Origin of the sequence: Pedobacter antarcticus (assembly GCF_900112985.1) — a bacterium.
Taxonomy (GTDB): Bacteria; Bacteroidota; Bacteroidia; order Sphingobacteriales; family Sphingobacteriaceae; genus Pedobacter; species Pedobacter antarcticus.
The window spans coordinates 649,622-669,488 of sequence record NZ_FONS01000001.1 but is presented as its reverse complement, the minus strand read 5'-3'; the positions used below and the strand labels follow the sequence as shown (position 1 = coordinate 669,488).

The 19,867-nt window shown below is 38.0% G+C and carries 20 protein-coding genes and 1 riboswitch; of the genes, 15 read left to right on the top strand and 5 right to left on the bottom strand.

Translation table 11 applies throughout. The annotated features are described in order from the left end of the window. The first annotated feature begins 4 nt into the window (after positions 1–4). From BM192_RS02815 to BM192_RS02775, 8 genes are all read left to right on the top strand, one after another. A complete protein-coding gene (locus BM192_RS02815) occupies positions 5–298 on the top strand; it encodes a hypothetical protein (RefSeq protein WP_051760315.1) in 294 nt (97 codons plus the stop codon). 8 nt (positions 299–306) lie between these two features. Further along, positions 307–933, top strand: coding sequence for an SCO family protein (locus tag BM192_RS02810; protein WP_037444915.1), 627 nt, complete (start codon positions 307–309; stop codon positions 931–933). Positions 934–1,345: 412 nt separating this feature from the next. Then, a complete protein-coding gene (locus tag BM192_RS02800) occupies positions 1,346–2,212 on the top strand; it encodes an AraC family transcriptional regulator (protein WP_037444912.1) in 867 nt (288 codons plus the stop codon). A gap of 44 nt (positions 2,213–2,256) precedes the next feature. Then, positions 2,257–2,649 carry a hypothetical protein gene (locus tag BM192_RS02795; protein WP_037444905.1) on the top strand — a complete coding sequence of 131 codons (393 nt, stop codon included), beginning with the start codon at positions 2,257–2,259 and terminating at the stop codon, positions 2,647–2,649. 79 nt (positions 2,650–2,728) lie between these two features. Continuing rightward, positions 2,729–3,127, top strand: a complete 399-nt coding sequence (locus BM192_RS02790) for a hypothetical protein (RefSeq protein ID WP_037444903.1) — start codon at positions 2,729–2,731, stop codon at positions 3,125–3,127. Positions 3,128–3,246: 119 nt separating this feature from the next. Beyond that, complete coding sequence (locus BM192_RS02785) at positions 3,247–5,586, top strand: TonB-dependent receptor (protein ID WP_037444901.1); 2,340 nt, start codon at positions 3,247–3,249, stop codon at positions 5,584–5,586. Between the two features lie 9 nt (positions 5,587–5,595). After that, positions 5,596–6,567 (top strand): DJ-1/PfpI family protein, encoded by a 972-nt coding sequence (locus BM192_RS02780; protein ID WP_051760309.1) that lies wholly within the window; start codon positions 5,596–5,598, stop codon positions 6,565–6,567. A 286-nt stretch (positions 6,568–6,853) separates the two neighbouring features. Further along, positions 6,854–7,516, top strand: coding sequence for a hypothetical protein (locus BM192_RS02775; RefSeq protein WP_201771437.1), 663 nt, complete (start codon positions 6,854–6,856; stop codon positions 7,514–7,516). Between the two features lie 875 nt (positions 7,517–8,391). On the opposite strand, the gene BM192_RS21400 is transcribed toward BM192_RS02775, so the two are convergent. Both BM192_RS21400 and BM192_RS02765 read right to left on the bottom strand, forming a co-directional pair. Continuing rightward, a complete protein-coding gene (locus BM192_RS21400; protein WP_037444899.1) occupies positions 8,392–8,574 on the bottom strand; it encodes a WCX domain-containing protein in 183 nt (60 codons plus the stop codon). An 18-nt stretch (positions 8,575–8,592) separates the two neighbouring features. Further along, entirely contained in the window at positions 8,593–9,051 is a 459-nt protein-coding gene (locus tag BM192_RS02765; RefSeq protein WP_037444897.1) for a helix-turn-helix transcriptional regulator, read from the bottom strand. A 16-nt stretch (positions 9,052–9,067) separates the two neighbouring features. Here BM192_RS02765 and BM192_RS20865 point away from each other — a divergent pair, with 16 nt between their 5' ends. The 3 genes from BM192_RS20865 (at position 9,068) to BM192_RS02755 (ending at position 11,340) form a co-directional block, all read left to right on the top strand. Continuing rightward, positions 9,068–9,241, top strand: a complete 174-nt coding sequence (locus BM192_RS20865; RefSeq protein ID WP_088776012.1) for a hypothetical protein — start codon at positions 9,068–9,070, stop codon at positions 9,239–9,241. 471 nt (positions 9,242–9,712) lie between these two features. Continuing rightward, complete coding sequence (locus BM192_RS20860; protein ID WP_157282966.1) at positions 9,713–9,862, top strand: hypothetical protein; 150 nt, start codon at positions 9,713–9,715, stop codon at positions 9,860–9,862. 473 nt (positions 9,863–10,335) lie between these two features. Further along, entirely contained in the window at positions 10,336–11,340 is a 1,005-nt protein-coding gene (locus BM192_RS02755) for a carboxymuconolactone decarboxylase family protein (RefSeq protein WP_051760307.1), read from the top strand. 58 nt (positions 11,341–11,398) lie between these two features. Here the strand turns inward: BM192_RS02755 and BM192_RS02750 are convergent, their stop codons facing one another. Continuing rightward, positions 11,399–12,682 carry a PQQ-dependent sugar dehydrogenase gene (locus BM192_RS02750; RefSeq protein WP_051760305.1) on the bottom strand — a complete coding sequence of 428 codons (1,284 nt, stop codon included), beginning with the start codon at positions 12,680–12,682 and terminating at the stop codon, positions 11,399–11,401. A 346-nt stretch (positions 12,683–13,028) separates the two neighbouring features. Between BM192_RS02750 and BM192_RS02745 the strand changes: the two genes are divergently transcribed. Continuing rightward, complete coding sequence (locus tag BM192_RS02745) at positions 13,029–14,135, top strand: fatty acid desaturase family protein (protein WP_037444895.1); 1,107 nt, start codon at positions 13,029–13,031, stop codon at positions 14,133–14,135. 71 nt (positions 14,136–14,206) lie between these two features. On the opposite strand, the gene BM192_RS02740 is transcribed toward BM192_RS02745, so the two are convergent. Further along, entirely contained in the window at positions 14,207–14,431 is a 225-nt protein-coding gene (locus BM192_RS02740) for a hypothetical protein (RefSeq protein ID WP_037444894.1), read from the bottom strand. A 60-nt stretch (positions 14,432–14,491) separates the two neighbouring features. After that, the gene (gene metE / locus BM192_RS02735) at positions 14,492–16,798 is read right to left on the bottom strand and encodes a 5-methyltetrahydropteroyltriglutamate--homocysteine S-methyltransferase (protein ID WP_037444893.1); all 2,307 of its coding nucleotides are present in this window, start codon (positions 16,796–16,798) and stop codon (positions 14,492–14,494) included. Between the two features lie 177 nt (positions 16,799–16,975). Then, positions 16,976–17,161: riboswitch (cobalamin riboswitch) on the bottom strand. 173 nt (positions 17,162–17,334) lie between these two features. On the opposite strand from metE, the gene BM192_RS02730 reads away from it, so the two are divergent. From BM192_RS02730 to BM192_RS02720, 3 genes are all read left to right on the top strand, one after another. After that, positions 17,335–17,796, top strand: a complete 462-nt coding sequence (locus BM192_RS02730) for an Lrp/AsnC family transcriptional regulator (RefSeq protein ID WP_037444892.1) — start codon at positions 17,335–17,337, stop codon at positions 17,794–17,796. A 76-nt stretch (positions 17,797–17,872) separates the two neighbouring features. After that, positions 17,873–18,499: a class I SAM-dependent methyltransferase gene (locus tag BM192_RS02725; protein WP_037444891.1), complete on the top strand. Its 627-nt coding sequence runs from the start codon at positions 17,873–17,875 to the stop codon at positions 18,497–18,499. 410 nt (positions 18,500–18,909) lie between these two features. Further along, a complete protein-coding gene (locus tag BM192_RS02720; RefSeq protein ID WP_157282963.1) occupies positions 18,910–19,803 on the top strand; it encodes a helix-turn-helix domain-containing protein in 894 nt (297 codons plus the stop codon). The last annotated feature ends 64 nt before the right edge of the window (positions 19,804–19,867 follow it).

Below are 19,867 nucleotides of genomic sequence, written 5' to 3'. Positions count from 1 at the left end.
ATATATGAAAAGATTAATAATGATTTGTACAATAACATTGCTGTTTAGCCAATTAAAACAAGCAAGTGCGAATGAAATAAATTCGGCTGGAAAAATGAACACGATGCGATCGGACACCACCAAAATTAAAATAGCAGAAAAGGATCTAGCAGATAAAAAAGATCTGGTTTGTGGTATGCATGCCTTCAAATTCCTAAAGGACACAGCTGTAGTAGATAAAAAAATCTATGGTTTTTGTAGTAAATCTTGTAAAAGCCGGTTCATTAAGAATCCGAAAGCGTATCTTAAAACTATATAGTAATAGCCTTGAAATCTATACTGGTATTATTTTCCGTTCTATTGTTTTCTGCTTGTTCCAGAAACGAAATCCGGCTGCCCATCCTTGGGAATGCTGAGGTGATCGGAAATGATACCGTTTATCAAACGATTAAGCCTTTCTCGTTTACAGATCAACGTAGTGAACCTGTCACAAATGATACTTTTAAGGGAAAGGTCTATGTAGCCGATTTTATCTTTTTATCCTGTCCGACAATTTGTCCAAAAATGACGGTCGAGATGAAAAAGGTTTATGATGCCTATCAAATGGATAACGATGTCTTGTTTTTATCACATACCATTGACCCAGATCACGATACCATAAGTAAGCTCAAAAAACATAGTGATCAATTAAATATTGATCCCGAAAAATGGAGATTTGTAACTGGTGAAAAAGAAGCCATTTACTCCATTGCCACAAACAGCTACTTTGCTACTGCATATTCAGATCGTAAAGCACCGGGTGGTTATGTACATAGCGGGGGTTTATTACTGATCGACAAGAATAGGCATATTCGTGGAGTATATGATGGAACCAATGCTGAGGAAACGAAAAGGCTGATCTCAGATTTAGAGATCCTATTGAGGGAACAGTTCCCTGAGAGGGCTGACAAATGAAAAAATTACTATCCATATTTTTATTGGCTGCTTTTTTATTTCAAAGCACAAATAAGCTGTGGATCATGGTTTCCTTTTACGTTCAGCAAGATTATATTGCAAAGAATAGTTGTATCAACAGGTTCGATTTGATTCCAATCTGTGCAGGTCAATGTTTTCTGACCAATCAACTTAAAAAAAGCGATAAACAAGAGCAGAATATACCTGATATCAAATTAAAGGATACCCATCTTTTTTTCATGATTGCTTTTAATTTTACGCTCAATTTTGCAGAAACCTCAATTTTTGCACCGACATTACACTTACAGCCTAAACGTCACCTTAACACATCTATTGCCTCTGTTTTTCATCCTCCCAGGCCCATCGCGATTGCTATAGTTTAATTCATTTCACTTAACACAACGAATACATCATGCAAACAACAGCATTACCTGTTTGTAGCATTGGGGTTTTTGGTGATGACATTAAGCATTTCTGGATGGGAGAACTATCTGGTTTAGTCGACATATTTCCGATCCTGGAGCAACCTCACAGACAAAATTTTTATACTTTATTGCTGATAGAGAGTGCCCTAGGGGAAGTTCAGGTTGACAACCAGTGTATTCGACTGAACTACAATGCCAAAGCGATCATCATTAAGCCAGGCTGCATATCAAAAATAGATTTGAACAGGCAGGCAAAGGGCCACGTCATCTGCTTTACTGAACAGTTTTTTTTATTAAGATACAATAACAATATTCTATACCAATTTTCATTCTTAAGGCGTGAAGCAGATTCAAATATACGTTTAAGAGATGAAGAACTCATACGTTGGGGACAGCTTATTAACTTATGCTCCGAAGAATTTATGAAAGGAGAGAGTGAAGCTGAAACTGTGCTGCGCTCTTATTTAAATATCATTTTATTTGAATTGGACAGACGCTACAATCCATCCGGATTTCTGAAAATCAAAAATATGAAACAGGAAAAGATCCAGCAGTTTGAGACACTAATAGATTCGAACTTCAGGTTGAATAAAATGCCTTCTTATTATGCTAATTTACTCAATCTGAGCCCAAATTATTTGAATAAGATCTGCAGGGAAGAGACTGGTCAAACTGCTGGCGATCTGATTAGAAAACGTATTACAATTGAAGCGCAGCGGTTATTGCATTATACGAACTTATCAGTCAATGAAGTCGCAAATCAGTTGGGTTTTGAAAGCCTGTCCTACTTTGTAACTTCTTTCAAAAAGCAAACTAGTCAGACACCTGAACAATTCCGAAAGGGACAAAGCTAAACCCTTAAATATGAAAACTAGTCTTTCACTTAAAAAATCAAATCATGTTACAAAGTCTTCTGGCATGCTCTGCAGCAGCGCCTGTAATTATTTTTTCTTTTCTGTTGATTAAGCTTAACCTTCACTCGGACTTTCAAATTGCATCTGATTATTATTCGAATAAAAAAACAGACGTTGATATTGAGCGATTATTCGAATCGCATTTTGAAAAGTTAATCTCTGTTGAACTCAATAGCAATAGAGAGATGCTTTCAGCTTATGTTGATGCTAAAGCAAACGGGACTTACAGCTTGCTGACCATGGAAGGAGAAAAGATTCTAAGCGTCAAAAAAAATAGCGTTGGATGGTCTGTAGTACAAATAGGTTCAACTTTGGAAGACCCGCTTCAATTTGTGACGCCTTTAATTCTGATGCTAGAGCAGAAGTTTTATAATTAAACAATTGCATCCTGTAATAAAAAGGAAGAGCTAGGAGCGAGTAAAAGAGATTAATAATAGCTTAACATTTATAGATATTTTGAATACGAAAACACGATACTGCCAGCTTAATGTATTTATTTTATTTGCAGCCTTCCTTGCTCAAACATTCAGCAGGACATTTGTGCTTGCAGATTATTATATCAATACTGCAAAGTATGCTAATAATTGTGAAAACAAGTCCAGACCAAAAATGCATTGCCAGGGCAAGTGCCAGATGATGAAAAAACTTATAGATGCTGAGGAGAATGAAAAAAAAGAAGCTGATAAAGTTCGCCTAAGTAATTCGTACATCGCCTTCTTCCAAAAATCAGATGTTATTGTTTTTCTACCCCTAATTAATGATCATCCATTCAGCATGTCATTTCCTGACTATGTATGTAATTATAGCAGCCGCTATATTGATACCATCTTTATACCACCCAAGGAGTCTGCTTAAAGTTTTCATTTTTAATGTGCCGTCACGAACAGTTTGTAAGCGTTGTTTGCAAACAACATTATTTGACATTCGGGACTGACAGCTATTTTGTTATTTTAACTATGCTATTAAGCGATCTTATGAAACTCCTATATACAATATTTATACTCTTGTTTTCCATTACAACTTTTGCTCAAACCCTTGATGGAACAATCAAAACACAAAGCGGGGAACCGGTGCCACTAGCCAATATTAGTGTTTTAAACAGCACAAAAGGGACTACCTCTGATAAACAAGGCAGATTTACCCTAATTTTAGCGGAAGGAAATTATCAGCTATCAATAAGCGCAATTGGTTTTGCCACTCAATTTAAAAATCTTACCATAACCAATAATGCGCCCATCAATTTAATGATTCGACTTCAGGTTGCCAGTCAGCAACTGAACGAAGTAATGGTGACCGCAGATAATAAGCAGCAGGATGTTCAAAAAGTTCCTGCTGCAATTACTGTGTTAGGTGCCAAACAGATTAGGGACTACCGTCTTTGGGATATTACCAACCTGACCGCTATTGCGCCTAATTTGTTTACCGTAGAACATGGTAACAGTACCAGCTCTAATTTCTTCAACATACGCGGGGTGATGGGCTTTTCCAATGAACAAGCTGTGGCCACCTATGTAGATGGTGTTTACCAATTTGATTACTTTTCTGCGCCACCATTGTTCAATGATATACAAAGCATTGAGATCCTGAGAGGTCCCCAGGGAACGCTCTATGGGCGTAATGCTTTTGGTGGTGTGGTAAATATCACCACCAAACAACCAGGTAATACACCAAGTGGCTATTTTGAAGCCACGTTTGGCAATTACGGACAACAGCGTTATACTGCTAGTCTATCAAGCCCAATTGTCGCGAATAAACTTTTTGCCAGTGGCTCCTTTACCTATAATCACCGTGGATCGATATATTACAACGAATTTACAAAAAGTGGTTTCGACCGGAGAGAGGATTACTCGGGCAATTTCAACTTGCGTTACCTGCCATCGGCGAACTGGTCACTTGCACTGAATGCAAAATTAGAAAATGACAATGATCGTGGCAGCTTTCCCTGGCTGGGCTCAATTGAAGAGGTATTCGCTAAACCATACCAGGTAAACACCAACAACACGAATGTGGAACGGCGGAAAAATTTCAATACCTCTTTAGCCGCCAATTACTACGGCAAACATTTTAACTTTACTTCGGTGTCTTCTTACATTGACTGGCATGCTTATTATGAGGGAAAGGGGGTTGATTATGATTTTACTCCTTTAGATGCCCTGAGTACCGCACCCGATCAGCGTCAGCATATTTTTTCGCAAGAAATTAGGTTTGCCTCGCCATCGGCAAGTCAGAGCCAGCTTAAATGGGTAGCAGGAGCTTACGGATTCACGCAAAACACCCATATGAATGCACCTACTTTCTTCGGGCCGGACTACGTGTTACTTGATCCTAAAGCTACCAATGCCCCATTCACCAGCACCAGTTTGAGCCGCGGTAATAACAAAGGTTACGCATTTTTTGGACAAGCAACTTATGCCATCACAGACAAACTGGACTTTACTGCGGGTATCCGCTATGACCACGAGACCCGTAGTCTGAATCAATACACCGATTACGAGAAGGATCCTGATCCGGTGGTCTCATCACCAAAGCAATATTACAAAGCGGACTTCAATGCTGTAACGCCAAAGTTTGTGCTGAGCTATAAGTTAAAGGATAACATGTTATTGTACGGGAGTTATGCACGTGGTTTCCGTGCTGGTGGGTTGAATACGAACGCAACAGATCCCGCACAGGTTCCTTACCAGCCCGAACATTCGGATAATTACGAGATCGGTTGGAAAAACATGCTTTGGAACAATAAGATGAAGTTGAACCTTACCGCTTTCTACCTGGAACAGCATAACCAACAAATCAGTACGGCAATGGACGGCATCAATGCATTGATCCTAAACGTTGGAGAAATGCACAATAAAGGTGTGGAACTGGAACTAACGGTATTGCCAGTAAAAGGTTTGCAGATCGACTGGAATGCCAGTTATTCCCATGCGCGCTATACATCGCTGTTATTGTACAGTGCTGACGCAGGTGCAGTGGTCGACTTTAAAGGAAATAAACCGATCAATACGCCGCCGGTTAGTTCAATGCTGGCTGCCCAATACTCCTACGACTTCGCAGGTAGCAAACATAACCTGTCTGCATTTATCCGAGGAGAATATCGCTATCTGGGTTCATATGAATTTGATTTTATCAACGATAAGAACCAGTCTGCCTACAGTTTATTCAATTCAAAAGCGGGTATAAGTACAATACATTTTGAACTAAACTTTTGGGCCCGAAATATCACCGATAAAAAGTATATAGCTTATGGTTCTTTCAATTCATTCCTGTTAGGAAGCCCAAGAACTTATGGAACCACTCTTATTGCAAAATTCTAAACAAAAAGAATGATGAAAAAACTAATTTTTGCTGCCACCATGATCTTCATGCTTGCAGCTTGTAAAAACAAAACAAAGGATCCAGAAACAACCACAACAAAAAGCCAGACTGAACAGATACCTGTAAGCTTTCCTGAGCCTAAAGTTAAGATTAAGACCGTAGGTATTTTGCTTTATGATGATTACGCTGTTCTTGATGCGATGGGTCCCTACCACGTATTGAGCGAACTTATGGGTGCTAAGGTGTTTTTTGTAGGGCGGCATAAAGGACTCATCACCACTGGAAATGGCCTGAAAGTGCAGTGCGACTCTTCGATCGCTGAGGTAAAGCAATTAGATATCTTAGTTATTCCTGGTGGGCTGAATGAAACTTACATGGCAACAAAAGATACCGTTCTGCTAAACTGGATAAAAGCGATTGACGCCAACTCTAAATATACCGCAAGCGTGTGCACCGGTGCCTGGATCTTAGCTGCTACCGGTTTATTAAAAGATCAGGAGGCCACAACACATTGGTTTGGGAAGCAAATACTAAAGGATCAATTTGGGATAAATTCTGAAAATACGCGGTACGTAAAAAGCGGTAAATATTGGACTAGTGCCGGTGTTTCGGCAGGTATTGACATGAGCCTGGGCATGATTAACGAAATTATGGGCGAAAAGTATACACAAATGGTCATGCTGGACCTGGAGTATGATCCACAACCACCGGTCAAAGGTGGGAGTGAACAGAAAACCGATAAAAATATTGTAGAGAGCCTGCGTTCTATGTACAACAATGCTGTAGCGCCGCTATTACATCCGCAGACTGCATCGAAAAAAATAAAGATTGATAATGACAAAGATCCGGTTTGTGGTATGTCTCTAGCAGCGGGCTATGCAGACACGTTGAATTACAAATTCAAAGTACTTGGCTTTTGTTCGGCTATGTGTAAAAACAGTTTCAAAAGAAATCCAGCGGCTTATCTGGGAACAAAATAGACTGCAACAAATAGCACATGGATTTCAGAAATATGAAAGAAGTTTTGATTTTAGTCAGCTAGCAAGTAATATTTGGCGATATACACTCGGTAAAGTGTATCGTTGCTGTAAGTCTGGAGTTGAAAAGTTAAATCAGTAATGTGTTTATAACAATATAGGTGCACTTTTTTCAATATAGAAAGCCCATTTAACACATCAAGCAGGATTGTTTTTATAAACATCCTGCTTTTTTATTTCTACTGATTTAGACGTTTATATGGGATTTTTGTATCCTAATATTTTTGATATGGATATTCCTTTGTTTCATCTGGACTGGCTCAACAATCGGATGTTGATTGCTTTGATCGCTACACTTCATGCGCTGATTAACCATTCTTTGGCCGTGGGTTTTATTCCACTGGTCACCTGGCTGGAAAACAAGGGGGTAATGAACAGCAAGCCGGATCAGATCACCGACGCCAAATGGGATAAGATGGTCTACAATATGATGTGGACAGCTTTTATCATTACTACAACTATAGGTGCAATGACTGGAGTTGGTATCTGGTTTTCTGTTTCACTAGTCAGTCCAAACTCCATTGCCAGCTTAATCCGGGTGTTTTATTTCGCCTGGTTTACCGAGTGGACGGTTTTTGTGACTGAAGTGGTTTTGATCCTAATTTATTTTCTAACCTGGAAAAATGCGAATAAGTCGCTAAAAGCGAAGATACGGCATATCAAATTTGGCTGGTACTTAAGTGCGTTTTCCTGGGTTACAATGGCCTTGATTGTTTCTATTCTGGGTTTTATGATGGATCCGGGAAACTGGAACAATGACCGGACATTTATGACAGCCTTTACCAATCCCTTGTATCTTCCTCAATTGCTTTACAGGACACCGCTGGCAATGGTTCTTGGTGGGACTTTTGGATTCTTTCTGGTTTTTTTATCTAACAGCAATCGAATTTAAGTTCCTCAAAAATAAAGTAACAAAAGAAACGGTCATGATACCACATTCTATTATGATCGAAGCTGAAATTCTTAATGGCATTATCGTTTGCAGGGGTCTACTAAGGATACGTTGACTTATGAAGAACACTTTGGGATTAGATTAGTAGATTTACGAGAGGTTAAGGATAATGGGCGAGAAGGCGAAATCGTTAATAAATATAGGTATGTTTAAAATAAACATCAACACTAAGGTTACACATCCTACTATCCAAGCATTGATTTAGGTAGTATCCAAATTACTGACGAGGATGAGCTAATAGCGATGCGTTTCAATGATTATGCAAGCATTCTTATTCTAGAGGGGGAGAAAAGTTCTTTTCAGACAATATGTTGATGCATATTGCAAAGAACTCAATAACAATAAGAGAGATTTGCTTTTGAAGACTATTTCCGTGAATTATCTGCTAGTCTAGGGTAAATTGGTAAGGGGCAGTACCATGATGACCAACCCGACATCGAAAAGTCATTTCAGCTTGTTGATCAGGTCTGGACGATTACGAACGAGATCTTTGAGAAAAAGGTATACAAATTGTCCAAGAGCGGTATGTTATTCTGGGATACGGGGAAATTCTAATCAACTTGAAGACAATATTAATTACGATCAATTGTCGCCAGTGCCTGATTCATACAAACCGCTTAATTTCTCCAAAGTTTTCCACATAACTGGTGAGAAGACCACGGATGTTAAATTTGAAGCTATTTTGTTTAACATCAGTATTAACTGATTGATATTTAATAACTTATGTATTGTGTATTGGAAAGTAATATTATTAGATGCCGCCGAAATTCAAATTATTTTCTCATTTCACGGATATATAAACGAAGTGTTTGGATTTAATGCAATAAGTATTGTTCCATTGTCCGTGTAGATATTTCAGCAATTTTATCTGCTAAAAATTTTGGTTTGATGACTTTGACATGTGATCCGTAACTTAAAATAATCCCAATGAATTCATAATTAATAATCAGTTCGTATTCCAAAATTAAACCGGAATCTGATGAGTCTTCTATAATCACCTGAGACTTATGTAAAGGCTATGTCTTAATATAGTTACCCTCTTTTGATGTGAAATGTAATTGAACTGTATCAATTTTTTTGTCCATTAAACTGATACCTATGCAATTACTTAGATACTCTTTAGTGTTTATAAATTTATTGTTAATATAAGGAGTACCGATTTCAGTAAGAAGTTTAATTCTATCTAGACCATAAGTCCGAATGTCGCCTTTTGTTTCATTGAAGGCAACTGCATACCATCTATTACGGTATTCTTTTAAAAAGTAGGGATGTATTGTTTGGCTATTTGAAACTTCGTATCCAAATTTCTGATATGAAATATTTAATGCTACTTTTTTCTGGATAGCGTTAATGATTATGTCAATAAATTCTAAACCCTGAGCGACCGTTGTTTTCTCAAACTCTATGAAATCAAGTATGCTCTCATGATTACTTTTCTTTGCTCTATTTACAACCCTAATGATTTTGTCAATCATTAAACGAAAAAAAATTATGGCAACTAACCCGCCTAAAGGAGATGGACACCGCAATGGTGCTGTCCGCGAAAGAAGTCAAACGTATAACCCTTCAACAGAGCAATGGGTAAAGCGAGACAGTAACACAGGTAAATTTATGGATGTTAAACAGGATGGTACACCGTTCAAAGGAGTAAGAAAGGAGAAATAATGGCGAATAGATATGTGTTAAATTTAAATGAGCAAAGTAATGGAGATTATGAAGTTCATAAAAACGGATGTTCTTTTTTTCCAAAGACAAACTATGATGAATTAGGTGAGTTTTATTTGTGCTCCAGTGCAGTAAATGAAGCCAAGCGTAAATATCCTTATAAGAAAATTAATGGATGTTATTACTGTGCTAAAGATTGCCACACTAGTTAGTAATCATTAGCAATTTAGATAATTAATGTTTTTATGGAAAATTTATAACTGCCTCCTTGAAGAAAGGAGGCTTTATTTCTTTAAGAGGTTTTTTTTAACCAATTGAGTGTTTTTTAATTTTATTTTAAGTAATAAATTTCGTGTTTTTATTTATAAGAGTTGAAATGCATACGTCCGATTTAGAGTTTGAGATTAAACATGAAAAATATCTGATCACCATTTAAAATCTGAGGGCACCATAATTTCAGTAAAGAATGCTGTGAGAGAGATTACTGACGCTTTAGTTAGCATAGAAAAATTAAAGGTGCAGGGTACAATCGCTGCTGAACGCATGAATACGTTTAAAAACGTGACTTCAAATGCATCACTATTATTTAAAAATGGATCGGCCAATACATTGAAGTCATAATTGCATAAGACAATTTTTGTAGGGCGAATTGGAATTGGCTTCATTGAAGAGGGGTTTCAACGTCTTTCGTAGAATGAAAATTACAGATGCAAATTTAACAACGCCAAGCCGTCGAGTATCAGTTTTAAAGCAATATCAGTGAAAATGGTAAATAAATCGGTAACCTGTCTACATGCTATGCAGACAATATTAGCGAAATTTGAATCATAGATAATCCGGTAAAAGAAAAGATATATAAGAAATGAGTTGCATTAACTAGCATAATTTTCGAACAATAATCCAGAGACTCTATTAAAATTTAAATAATAAATGGTAATATTCAGTAGGAAACCGAAAGCAGAAAAAAGTTAAAGTGCGGTCTGCCTGAATCCGGTTACACATTAAGAATATAACATTGTAAATAAAAAATAGAGCTGATGAATAATTTTATAAAGTGCTTCCTCATATTTTGTTTAATCTTAAATGCAACTGTAATGAATGCCCAAAATAAAACGGATGTACCAACTTTTTTAGATGACCAGGAAAAAAGTTTGGTCCGTATTTCTGCACTAACAGCAGTTGGAGATCTAGAACAGCTAACGGCTCAATTGAATGCGGGGATGGATTCCGGGTTAAAGGTTAACGAAATCAAAGAGCTATTGGTTCAACTATATGCGTATTGTGGTTTTCCTAGAAGCCTTAATGGAATCAATACTTTTATGAATGTTTTGTCCGACCGGAAAACGAAAGGCATTATCGATAAACAAGGAAATGCTGGTAAGGTTCCGGATAGCAATCGCGACAAGTACGAAGAAGGTAGAAAAGTTCTGGAAATATTAACTAAATCTACTCAAGTCAAACCTGCACCAGGTTTCGGAGAGTTTGCTCCACGAATAGATGCTTTTCTAAAAGAACACCTGTTTGCAGATATTTTTGAAAGTGATGTATTGAATTTCAAACAACGGGAATTGGTTACCATTGCTGCATTAACTGCAATGACGGGTGTTGAAGCACAGTTGAAATCCCATGTTGGTATGGGAATCAATACAGGTATTACCGAAGATCAATTGGCTGAAGTCGCTGATTTAATCCAGAAAACAATCAATATTACCCAGGCAAATACTTTGAGAAAAGTGTTGTCAAGGCCTGAGCATCCTATCGCAGCGCCAGATATGTTAGTACGCATTTCTGAAATAGAGATTATTCCTGAATATTTGGAAGCCTACAATAGCATTTTGAAAGAAGAAGCCGCGGCATCTGTTAAAGTTGAACCTGGGGTTATTGCAATTTTTCCAATGTACGTTATTGAAAATCCGAACCAGATCAGGATCATCGAAATCTACGCCAATAAGCAGGCTTATCTATCACATCTGGAAACAGCTCACTTCAAGTTATACAAAACAGGAACTTTGAAAATGGTTAAATCATTAAAATTGGTAGATATGAATTCTATTGATCCTGAAACTATGAAATTGATATTCAGCAAAATGGGGAAATAAGCGCAATTCACATAAACTCTACCTTTATCAAACTGATCATTACAAGGCTTTATTAACTTTATTTTTTATCTCCCTGATAAGTAATCTTAAAGATAGTGCCTTTCAGATCATCAGCGACATATAATGCGCCATCAGGTCCTTGTGCGATGCCCATAGGACGGTGCTTATAAGGACCTTTAGGATTGGCAAAATCTACCCCTGCAAAATTATCAGCGAATATTTCCCATGGTCCGGATGGCTTTCCATTTAGAAAAGGTACAAAAGCAACTAAGTAACCCTTGTTCATTGACTGCGATTGACCGTGAAAAACGATGAAGGCTCCGTTTTTATATTTCTCCGGAAACATATTGCCGGTATAAAACAACATGTCGTTCGGCGCAAGGTGTGCAGGGAAATCTGCAACAGGAGCGAGGTACTTGTTGTCAATAGATTTTTTACCATCGCCGCCATATTCAGGAGCTACAATATTCTTATGCAGAAATGGGTCGTAGTAGACATAGGGCCAACCGCCATCGGAGCCTTTACTCAGCTCATACAGAGTTTCTGCAGGTAATGCTTTTTCCTGCTCCTGGGTATATAGTTTAGGGAATTTTTCCTTCAGTCCACCACGTCCATGTGGAGCTACAAAAAGTGATTTTGTAACGTTGTTCCAATCCAATCCCACCACATTTTTTAATCCTTTTGCGTAATGAAGCGAATTAGAATAGCTTTGATTGAGTTTATTTGTACTGAATTGCCAGATGCCACCTACTGAGTCGAGCAATTTACAGTTGGTTAGACCATTTCCTGCAGCATCAGTGCAAGTCTCATCATAAGAACCAATGGCAACGTATAGATTATTTTCATCATCAAGCGCTATGCTTTTTGCATTGTCCCTCCCTTTGTCCACCAGGCCCTCGACCAATACTTCTGCTTTAGCAGTGTCTATCACTTGCCCCTGTGCGTTTAGTTGATACCTATAGACGCCGCTATTGGAAGATGAATACAATTTATTATCCTGTATGCGGATGCCGGTACCCGGATAGTTGGCAAATCCCATAGTTTTGTCCATTTTTCCATCCTTGTCTGTATCGCTTAAAAAAAGGATTCCATTTCCATTTTTCAGTTTACTAAGCTTTACATAAATATCCCCGTTTTTGTTGACGGCGAGATGGCGTAAAGCACCTAGCGAATCTGCAACGACGCTGGCAGAAAAGCCATTTGGCAATACAAGTTCTTTTGCTGCGCTATCTGTAGCATTATTTGAAGCCGTGTCCTGAGGTGCTGTTTGGCAGCTTGTGAAGAGAAGTATACCTAGTAGGTATGTAAAACCTTTTCCACAGTAGTTTACTGTATTATTCATGTGTAATTGTTCCGGTGATTTTGGAGTTATCGGTTTATATTGGTTGATATTTTGATTCCGTCAACTGAATGGATTCAGGTCTAAAGTAGTAATAAAAAATTCTAAAAAAAGAAGAAGCAACGATTATACTGATCATACCAATTGAAAAATGTGAAAGACTTTATTCTGAATAGTATTAGTAGGGGTAAGTGCAGGCGGAGAAGCAGAATTTATAATATCTAGACCAACAATGCGTTATAACAGTGAAAAATCTGGTAAATTGCCGGAATTATAACCCTTCTTTTTATTCCAACACCCGATTCTGGCACATCTGTTTGTTCGCGTAAAGTAGATCAAACATGATCATATGTCACAAAAAGTAAAATTTTCATCGGCTTCCAGTCCGCATTTTTATGCAACTATCAGAGCCCGGGTAGAACAGTTTTTTAACCAACATGAATTGAGCCGAAATGCAAATGCTCACATGTGGGGAAAGACTGTGTTTTTCTTAACCGGTTTCGCTGGGCTTTACATCGTTATACTTTCCGGGATAACACCCACCTGGCTGCTTTTGCCACTTGCAGGGGCGCTTGGTATGTTTAGTGCTTTTGTCGGCTTTAATGTTTGTCATGATGCCATTCATGGTGCACTTTCGGGAAATAAGAACGTGAACAAGTTGTTTGGATTCATTTTCAATCTGATTGGTGCTAATCCGTATGTATGGAGCCTAACGCATAATGTCGTACATCATACTTATACAAATATTCCTGGACATGATGAAGACATAGAAGTGGCTCCAGGTTTGATTCGGATAGCTGAGGAAGATGAGGTGAACGCTATACAAAGGTTTCAGCATTGGTATGCTTTTCCACTTTACAGCCTTGCATCTCTGTCATGGGTCTTTCGAAAAGATTACGTGAAATTCTTCCAAAAGACGATTGGTGCCCATCAAAACAGACACCCTAAGCTGGAGTATTTCAACTTATTTTTTTATAAAGCGTTATACTATTTCCTGTTTATTGTACTGCCGTTACTAGTACTGGATGTTAGCTGGTGGCAGTTTGTTATTGGCTTTCTGGTTTTACACATTACCGAAGGTTTAACCATGGGACTGGTATTTCAGCTTGCGCATGTCGTAGAAGGAACTAGCTTTCCTTTGCCTAATGATAGCAATTGCATGGAAGAAGCCTGGGCTGAGCACCAAATGCGGACGACTGCAAATTTTGCAACCCAGAATAAGGTTGCCGCATTTTTCCTTGGTGGATTAAACCGTCAGATTGAGCATCATTTGTTTCCTAAAGTCTGCCATATACATTACGGTGAAATTTCGCTTATTGTGAAGCAGACAGCATTAGAGTTCAATTTGCCTTATATTGAAAACAAAACTTTCTTTTCCGCATTGCGCTCACATTTTGTAACACTTAGAAGGTTTGGAAAAGAGGCAGCTAAAGTTATTCCAGAGACTGTTAATTGAAAAAAACTGCGAGATAGGAAATAATGTAGTGGTAACTGAATAACAGGCTAAAACTCAATTTCAGATTGTTCTTAACGTGGTAAACAGCAGGGGCAGCCAAAGCCAGAATCGTCATCATCATCTTCATAATTTGACAGGGAGAAATTTTCAGGCGATTGCAATGTATTTCCAGCCAAGTTATTATGGAAAGATTCACCTAAAGACAATATCCGTGCGTGGTTTGGTCGCTGTTCAGTTGTTTCCTGGGGATGCTGTTCTTCTGCGATGAGCTTAAATATAACTTCGTCTCTTTCCATTGAATTTTTAATATATGATCATATTAAAAGCACCACGGCAAAACCGTGGTGCTTTTAATTTTAAAGAATGATTTCTACACTGATTAGCTCGCGGGCTTGTTTTGCTGCGGCGACTAAGTTTATTAAAGCGGCTTTAGTTTCCGGCCATTTACGGGTTTTCAAACCACAGTCTGGATTTACCCAGAGATTACGTGCAGGAAGGAGATTCGCTGCTTTTTCCAGTAGTGCGGTCATTTCTTCGGTACTCGGCACCCTTGGTGAGTGAATATCGTATACTCCGGGACCGATTTCATTTGGATACTCAAAATTGGCAAAGGCCTCTAATAGTTCCATCTGTGATCTCGAAGTTTCAATCGTGATTACGTCCGCATCCATCGCCGCGATATGTTCAATAATATTGTTGAACTCGCTGTAGCACATGTGTGTATGTATCTGGGTTTCATCTTTTACTCCACTTGCCGTAATTCTAAAAGCATTAACTGCCCAATCAAGATAGTGCGGGTGTTTCGCTTTTCTTAATGGTAAACCTTCACGGATAGCAGCTTCATCTATCTGTACGATGCTTATTCCAGCTTCTTCAAGTGCCAGAACTTCATCACGGATAGCAAAAGCAATCTGGTTGGTGGTAATATCGCGTCCCTGATCATCACGTACGAATGACCATTGTAAAATGGTTACCGGACCGGTTAGCATACCTTTCATCGGTTTTTCGGTTTGCGCTGCGGCAAAAGTGCTCCAGCGCACCGTCATATCCTTTGGACGGCTCACATCACCATAAATAACCGGAGGTTTCACACAACGACTTCCATAACTCTGTACCCAACCATTTTTCGTGAATAGGAAACCATCCAACTGCTCACCGAAATATTCCACCATGTCATTACGCTCAAATTCACCGTGTACGAGTACGTCCAGGCCAATTTCTTCCTGCCAGCGGATCGCTTCGATAGTTGCCTGCTCTATCGCCTGTTCATATTCTTCCAGGCTCAAGTCACCTTTTTTGAATTTTGCACGCAATTGACGGATGTCATCAGTCTGTGGGAATGAACCGATTGTTGTGGTCGGGAATGCTGGAAAATTGAAACGTTCATGGTGTAAACGCTGACGTATAGGAAAAGCACTTTGACGTGTCGCATCTGCCTCAGTAATTGCCGCAATACGATCCTTCACTGCTTGTTTATGTACCTTTTGTGAAGTACGTCTGCTTTGTATAGCGGCCTTGTTAGTTTCCAGTAAAGCTGTATTGCCTTCCACAATCTGACGGATTTCACTTACTTCATTCAATTTTTGTTTAGCAAATGCCATCCAGTTTTTGATCTCCGGATCAATGGCTGTTTCCAGATCCAAGTCGATCGGGCTGTGCAGCAATGAGCAGGACGGAGCGATGATTACCCTGTCAGAACCCAATTTTTCCACGGCTTTATTGATTAAAGCGAGAGATTTTTCATAGTCGTTTTTCCAGACGTTACGACCGTCTATTACACCCAGAGAAAGTTGCAGTGTATCCGGGATCAGTGAAAGTACTTCTTCCAGTTGCTCGGGAGCACGAACCAGGTCAATATGTAATGCCGCTACTGGAAGGTTTACCGCAAGCTCTGTATTGTCTAGTAGAGCTTCAAAATAAGTAGTCACCAGAATTTTAACACCACTTGCGCTACGTGAGATAAGACGATAAGCATAATCAAAGGCTTCTTTTTCTTTCTTTGACAGATCCAATGCCAGGCACGGCTCGTCTAACTGGATCCATTTGGCGCCCTGAAGTCTTAAGCGGTTAATGATTTCCACATATACCGGTACCAATTTTTTGATCAGATCAATGCGCTCAAATCCCTGTTCTTTTTCTTTGCCAAGCAACAAATAACTTACCGGCCCAAGAAGAACAGGTTTCGCCTTATCTCCAAGCTGTTGTTTTGCGTTGTTGTATTCACTAAAGATATTTTCATTAAAGATCTTGAATTCCTGGTTAGCAGTAAATTCAGGTACGATATAGTGGTAGTTGGTATCCAGCCATTTAGTCATCTCCATTGCGGTAATGTCCAGGCCATCTTTCTGATAACCACGCGCCATTGCGAAATAAAGATCAATTTCATGATTAGCTTTTACCTGCGAGAGTACAGGCGAATAACGCCCGGGAATTACTCCCAATAATAAACTGGTATCTAATACCTGGTCATAATAGCTGAAATCGTTACAAGGAATTAAATCGATGCCCGCATTAAGCTGGGTTTGCCAGTTTTGTTCTTTGATGGTACGGGCTACCTTATTTAATTCTGTAAGGTCAATTTTACCTGCCCAATATTGCTCACAGGCTTTTTTCAGTTGTCTTTGGCTCCCGATTCTAGGGTAGCCGAGGTTTTGTGTTAACATTTCTTTCAACTTTTTAAATGGTTAATAATCATTGTAAAAAGTCCTTCCTGACTTCAGGATGCCTGTATAAAAGAAGGTTAAGAAAGAAAAATACAGATATAGGCAGGCATAGCTAACCTATAAGGTTTTACCTGTTGTATATGTATCAATCTGACTTTAAGCTTCAATCGCGAAAGCATCGTCAATATAGAACAGGCAGGTATCCTGACTTGTAACAGCTTTTATCGTCCTTCCCGCTATTACGCAGTGGAGCTCTTGGATAAAAACCTTCATATGTTACTTACAGTTGCGCGACAGTACGTGATTTACACACGATTCCCTTTTAATTCACAGCTAAGTAAAACCTTTTCCAATTGTTGAAATATGTAAAGAACTCTAATTATACAAATCAGCTTTAAACTTCAACAAAGATACATTCGAAGATTATAAAACCTTACTTATATAAATATTCAGATAAAACGTCCTGTTTTTTGATATTTTAAAGTTTATAACGCTGTTAATGTATTACTTTTACTGCGTCTTAAGGAGATTATTCTATGAATGAATTAGATGAAACTGATTTGCTGTTACTGAAGATATTAGCTAAAAATGCAAAACACACCAATAAAGAACTTGCAGCCCTTGTAAACCTTTCTCCTTCGCCGGTTTTTGAGCGGATGAAGAGACTGGAGGGCAATGGATACATTAAAAAATATATCGCAATTCTGGATGCGGAGAAATTCAACCAGGGTTTCATTGTTTTTTGTAACATCAAGCTTAAACAACATGATAAGAAAATAGGCCACAAGTTTGTGGCTGATATTATGGATATTGATGAGGTTGTTGAGTGCCACAACATTTCAGGAGATTATGATTTTATACTCAAAGTATACGCGAGGGATATGAAGCATTATCAGGATTTTGTTTTCAATAAACTCGGTTCCGTTGAAAGTATAGGAAGCACGCATAGCACTTTTGTGATGGCAGAAATAAAAAATACCCATAACATTAGCTTTTAAGGGAATCCAGTTTTGAGTTTATAGCCGATGGTATTTAACCTGAGGTATAAGTTTAAGCAACAAAAAAAATCATATAATGGAAGAATCGTGGACTAACAGATGGAATAAAAGATACAGCGCTAAGGACTTTGCGTATGGTAAAACACCTAATTCCTATTTTAAAGAACAAATTGAGCAGCTTAATCCTGGGTCTATTCTTTTGCCAGCTGAAGGTGAAGGACGTAATGCAGTATTTGCTGCAAAACTTGGCTGGGAAGTCTCAGCCTTTGACATTAGCATTGAGGGGAAAATGAAAGCCTTGGAGCTCGCAAAAAGTAATAATATGTCTATTGATTACAAAGTTGGCGAGCTTCAGGAATTAGAATATGCAGACGAAGAGTTTGATGTTATTGCACTTATATATGCCCACTTTCCGGCAGCAATTAAATCAATATATCATCAAAGACTTGACCGTCATTTAAAAATGGGAGGTATAATAATTTTTGAAGCATTTAGCAAAAATCATATTGATTATGTCTCAAATAATGAAGCTGTCGGCGGTCCAAAGGATGTAGAGTCCTTATTCTCAATTGATGAAATTAGATCAGATTTTAAAAACTATGAAATAATAGAATTGGTCGAAAAAGAAATTGAATTAAACGAAGGCCTTTACCACAATGGCACAGGAAGCGTTATTCGATTTGTCGGAAGGAAAATGCATTGAATAAACATTACTTTTAAAGAGTGACTTACATCCTTTAGACTTGTAGATAGTAGCTTTAATTTTGCTTTTAACTCCCAGCTAGGTTGCTATGATATTTTCCCTGTCTTAAGCAAGTTCTCGGCGTAAAGCCACATGATATCAGTACATATTTTTTATGAGACAATTCAGAATTGACCGAATAAAAAAACAATATTTGTTATTCGGACAGTTGGCTATTAAAGGTGTTTTACGATGGTAGTTGATAGGTAGACGAGTGTAATTTTAATAGAATAATGGCAGAGTCAAATCAATTGCTTTTCTTTTTTAGTGTCTTAGGAGCTTTTAATGGTTTCTTACTGTCATTATACTTTGCAGTATATGCAAAAAAGAAAATCTTCACTAACTATTTTTTATCGTTACTATTGCTGGTTTTGAGCATTAGAATTATTAAATCTGTATTTTTCTATTTCAATCCTCACTTATCGAATATTTTCATTCAGGTTGGACTTTCTGCATGCGTTCTGATTGGTCCATTTCTTTTTTTATATCTGAAATCATACGCGGAAGATGAAAAGCCAAACTGGGCAAAGCATGTAATCCCTTATGTGGCGGTAATAACACTTTTAGGTTTTTTTTATCCTTACGTTGAAAATCGTATAATGTGGAGTAAATGGATTATAAAAGCAATCTCTGCTCAATGGTTCATTTACATTGTTTTGTCCTTAAAATACCTGCAGCCTATTATTCAAAAATTCAAGGAGAGAGAAAGTTTGAGAAAAATAGATATCTGGTTAATGAGTATCTACTTGGGGGTTGCATTTATATGGCTGGCCTATACAACCTCAGCTTATACCTCTTATATAGCCGGAGCTTTATCATTTACATTCGTTTTATACATAATTGTTTTGCTTTTAATTTTCAGGAACAGCAGTGGAGTTGATTTTTTCCTGGAAAAAGAGAAGTATAAAAACAAGGAGATTGATCAAAAAACGATAACTATAATTGAACAAAAACTATCAATAATAGTGGAGAAGGAGCTTTTTCTAAATCCAAATTTCACGCTTGAAGAAGCTGCAAAAGAACTGAAGGTAACCAAGCATATTTTGTCTCAGTATGTAAATGAGATACTAGGTAAATCTTTCTCTAATCTTATCAAAGAATACAGAGTTGAAAAAGCAAAGAAGCTATTGGAAACTGAAAAGAACTATACAATCGAAAGTTTGGGCTATGATAGTGGGTTTAACTCAAAATCGACCTTCTTTATAGCATTTAAAAAAATAACGGGTTTAACCCCCGCAGAATATCAGAAATCGTATGCTAAATGAGTTTGATATTATAGAATAAGACTTCTAGTTTATAAACCAAATCCTTTAATAGACTTCTGTAGCA

Bases quoted from the DNA above. Each gene is read 5' to 3' on its own strand.
- BM192_RS02765 (WP_037444897.1), bottom strand. From the start codon at position 9,051: ATGATTGACAAAATCATTAGGGTTGTAAATAGAGCAAAGAAAAGTAAT.
- BM192_RS02755 (WP_051760307.1), top strand. From the start codon at position 10,336: ATGAATGCCCAAAATAAAACGGATGTACCAACTTTTTTAGATGACCAG.
- BM192_RS02785 (WP_037444901.1), top strand. From the start codon at position 3,247: ATGAAACTCCTATATACAATATTTATACTCTTGTTTTCCATTACAACT.
- BM192_RS20865 (WP_088776012.1), top strand. From the start codon at position 9,068: ATGGCAACTAACCCGCCTAAAGGAGATGGACACCGCAATGGTGCTGTC.
- BM192_RS02795 (WP_037444905.1), top strand. From the start codon at position 2,257: ATGTTACAAAGTCTTCTGGCATGCTCTGCAGCAGCGCCTGTAATTATT.
- BM192_RS02775 (WP_201771437.1), top strand. From the start codon at position 6,854: ATGGATATTCCTTTGTTTCATCTGGACTGGCTCAACAATCGGATGTTG.
- BM192_RS02780 (WP_051760309.1), top strand. From the start codon at position 5,596: ATGATGAAAAAACTAATTTTTGCTGCCACCATGATCTTCATGCTTGCA.
- BM192_RS02730 (WP_037444892.1), top strand. From the start codon at position 17,335: ATGAATGAATTAGATGAAACTGATTTGCTGTTACTGAAGATATTAGCT.
- BM192_RS02740 (WP_037444894.1), bottom strand. From the start codon at position 14,431: ATGGAAAGAGACGAAGTTATATTTAAGCTCATCGCAGAAGAACAGCAT.
- metE (WP_037444893.1), bottom strand. From the start codon at position 16,798: ATGTTAACACAAAACCTCGGCTACCCTAGAATCGGGAGCCAAAGACAA.
- BM192_RS02750 (WP_051760305.1), bottom strand. From the start codon at position 12,682: ATGAATAATACAGTAAACTACTGTGGAAAAGGTTTTACATACCTACTA.
- BM192_RS02815 (WP_051760315.1), top strand. From the start codon at position 5: ATGAAAAGATTAATAATGATTTGTACAATAACATTGCTGTTTAGCCAA.
- BM192_RS02725 (WP_037444891.1), top strand. From the start codon at position 17,873: ATGGAAGAATCGTGGACTAACAGATGGAATAAAAGATACAGCGCTAAG.
- BM192_RS02800 (WP_037444912.1), top strand. From the start codon at position 1,346: ATGCAAACAACAGCATTACCTGTTTGTAGCATTGGGGTTTTTGGTGAT.
- BM192_RS02745 (WP_037444895.1), top strand. From the start codon at position 13,029: ATGTCACAAAAAGTAAAATTTTCATCGGCTTCCAGTCCGCATTTTTAT.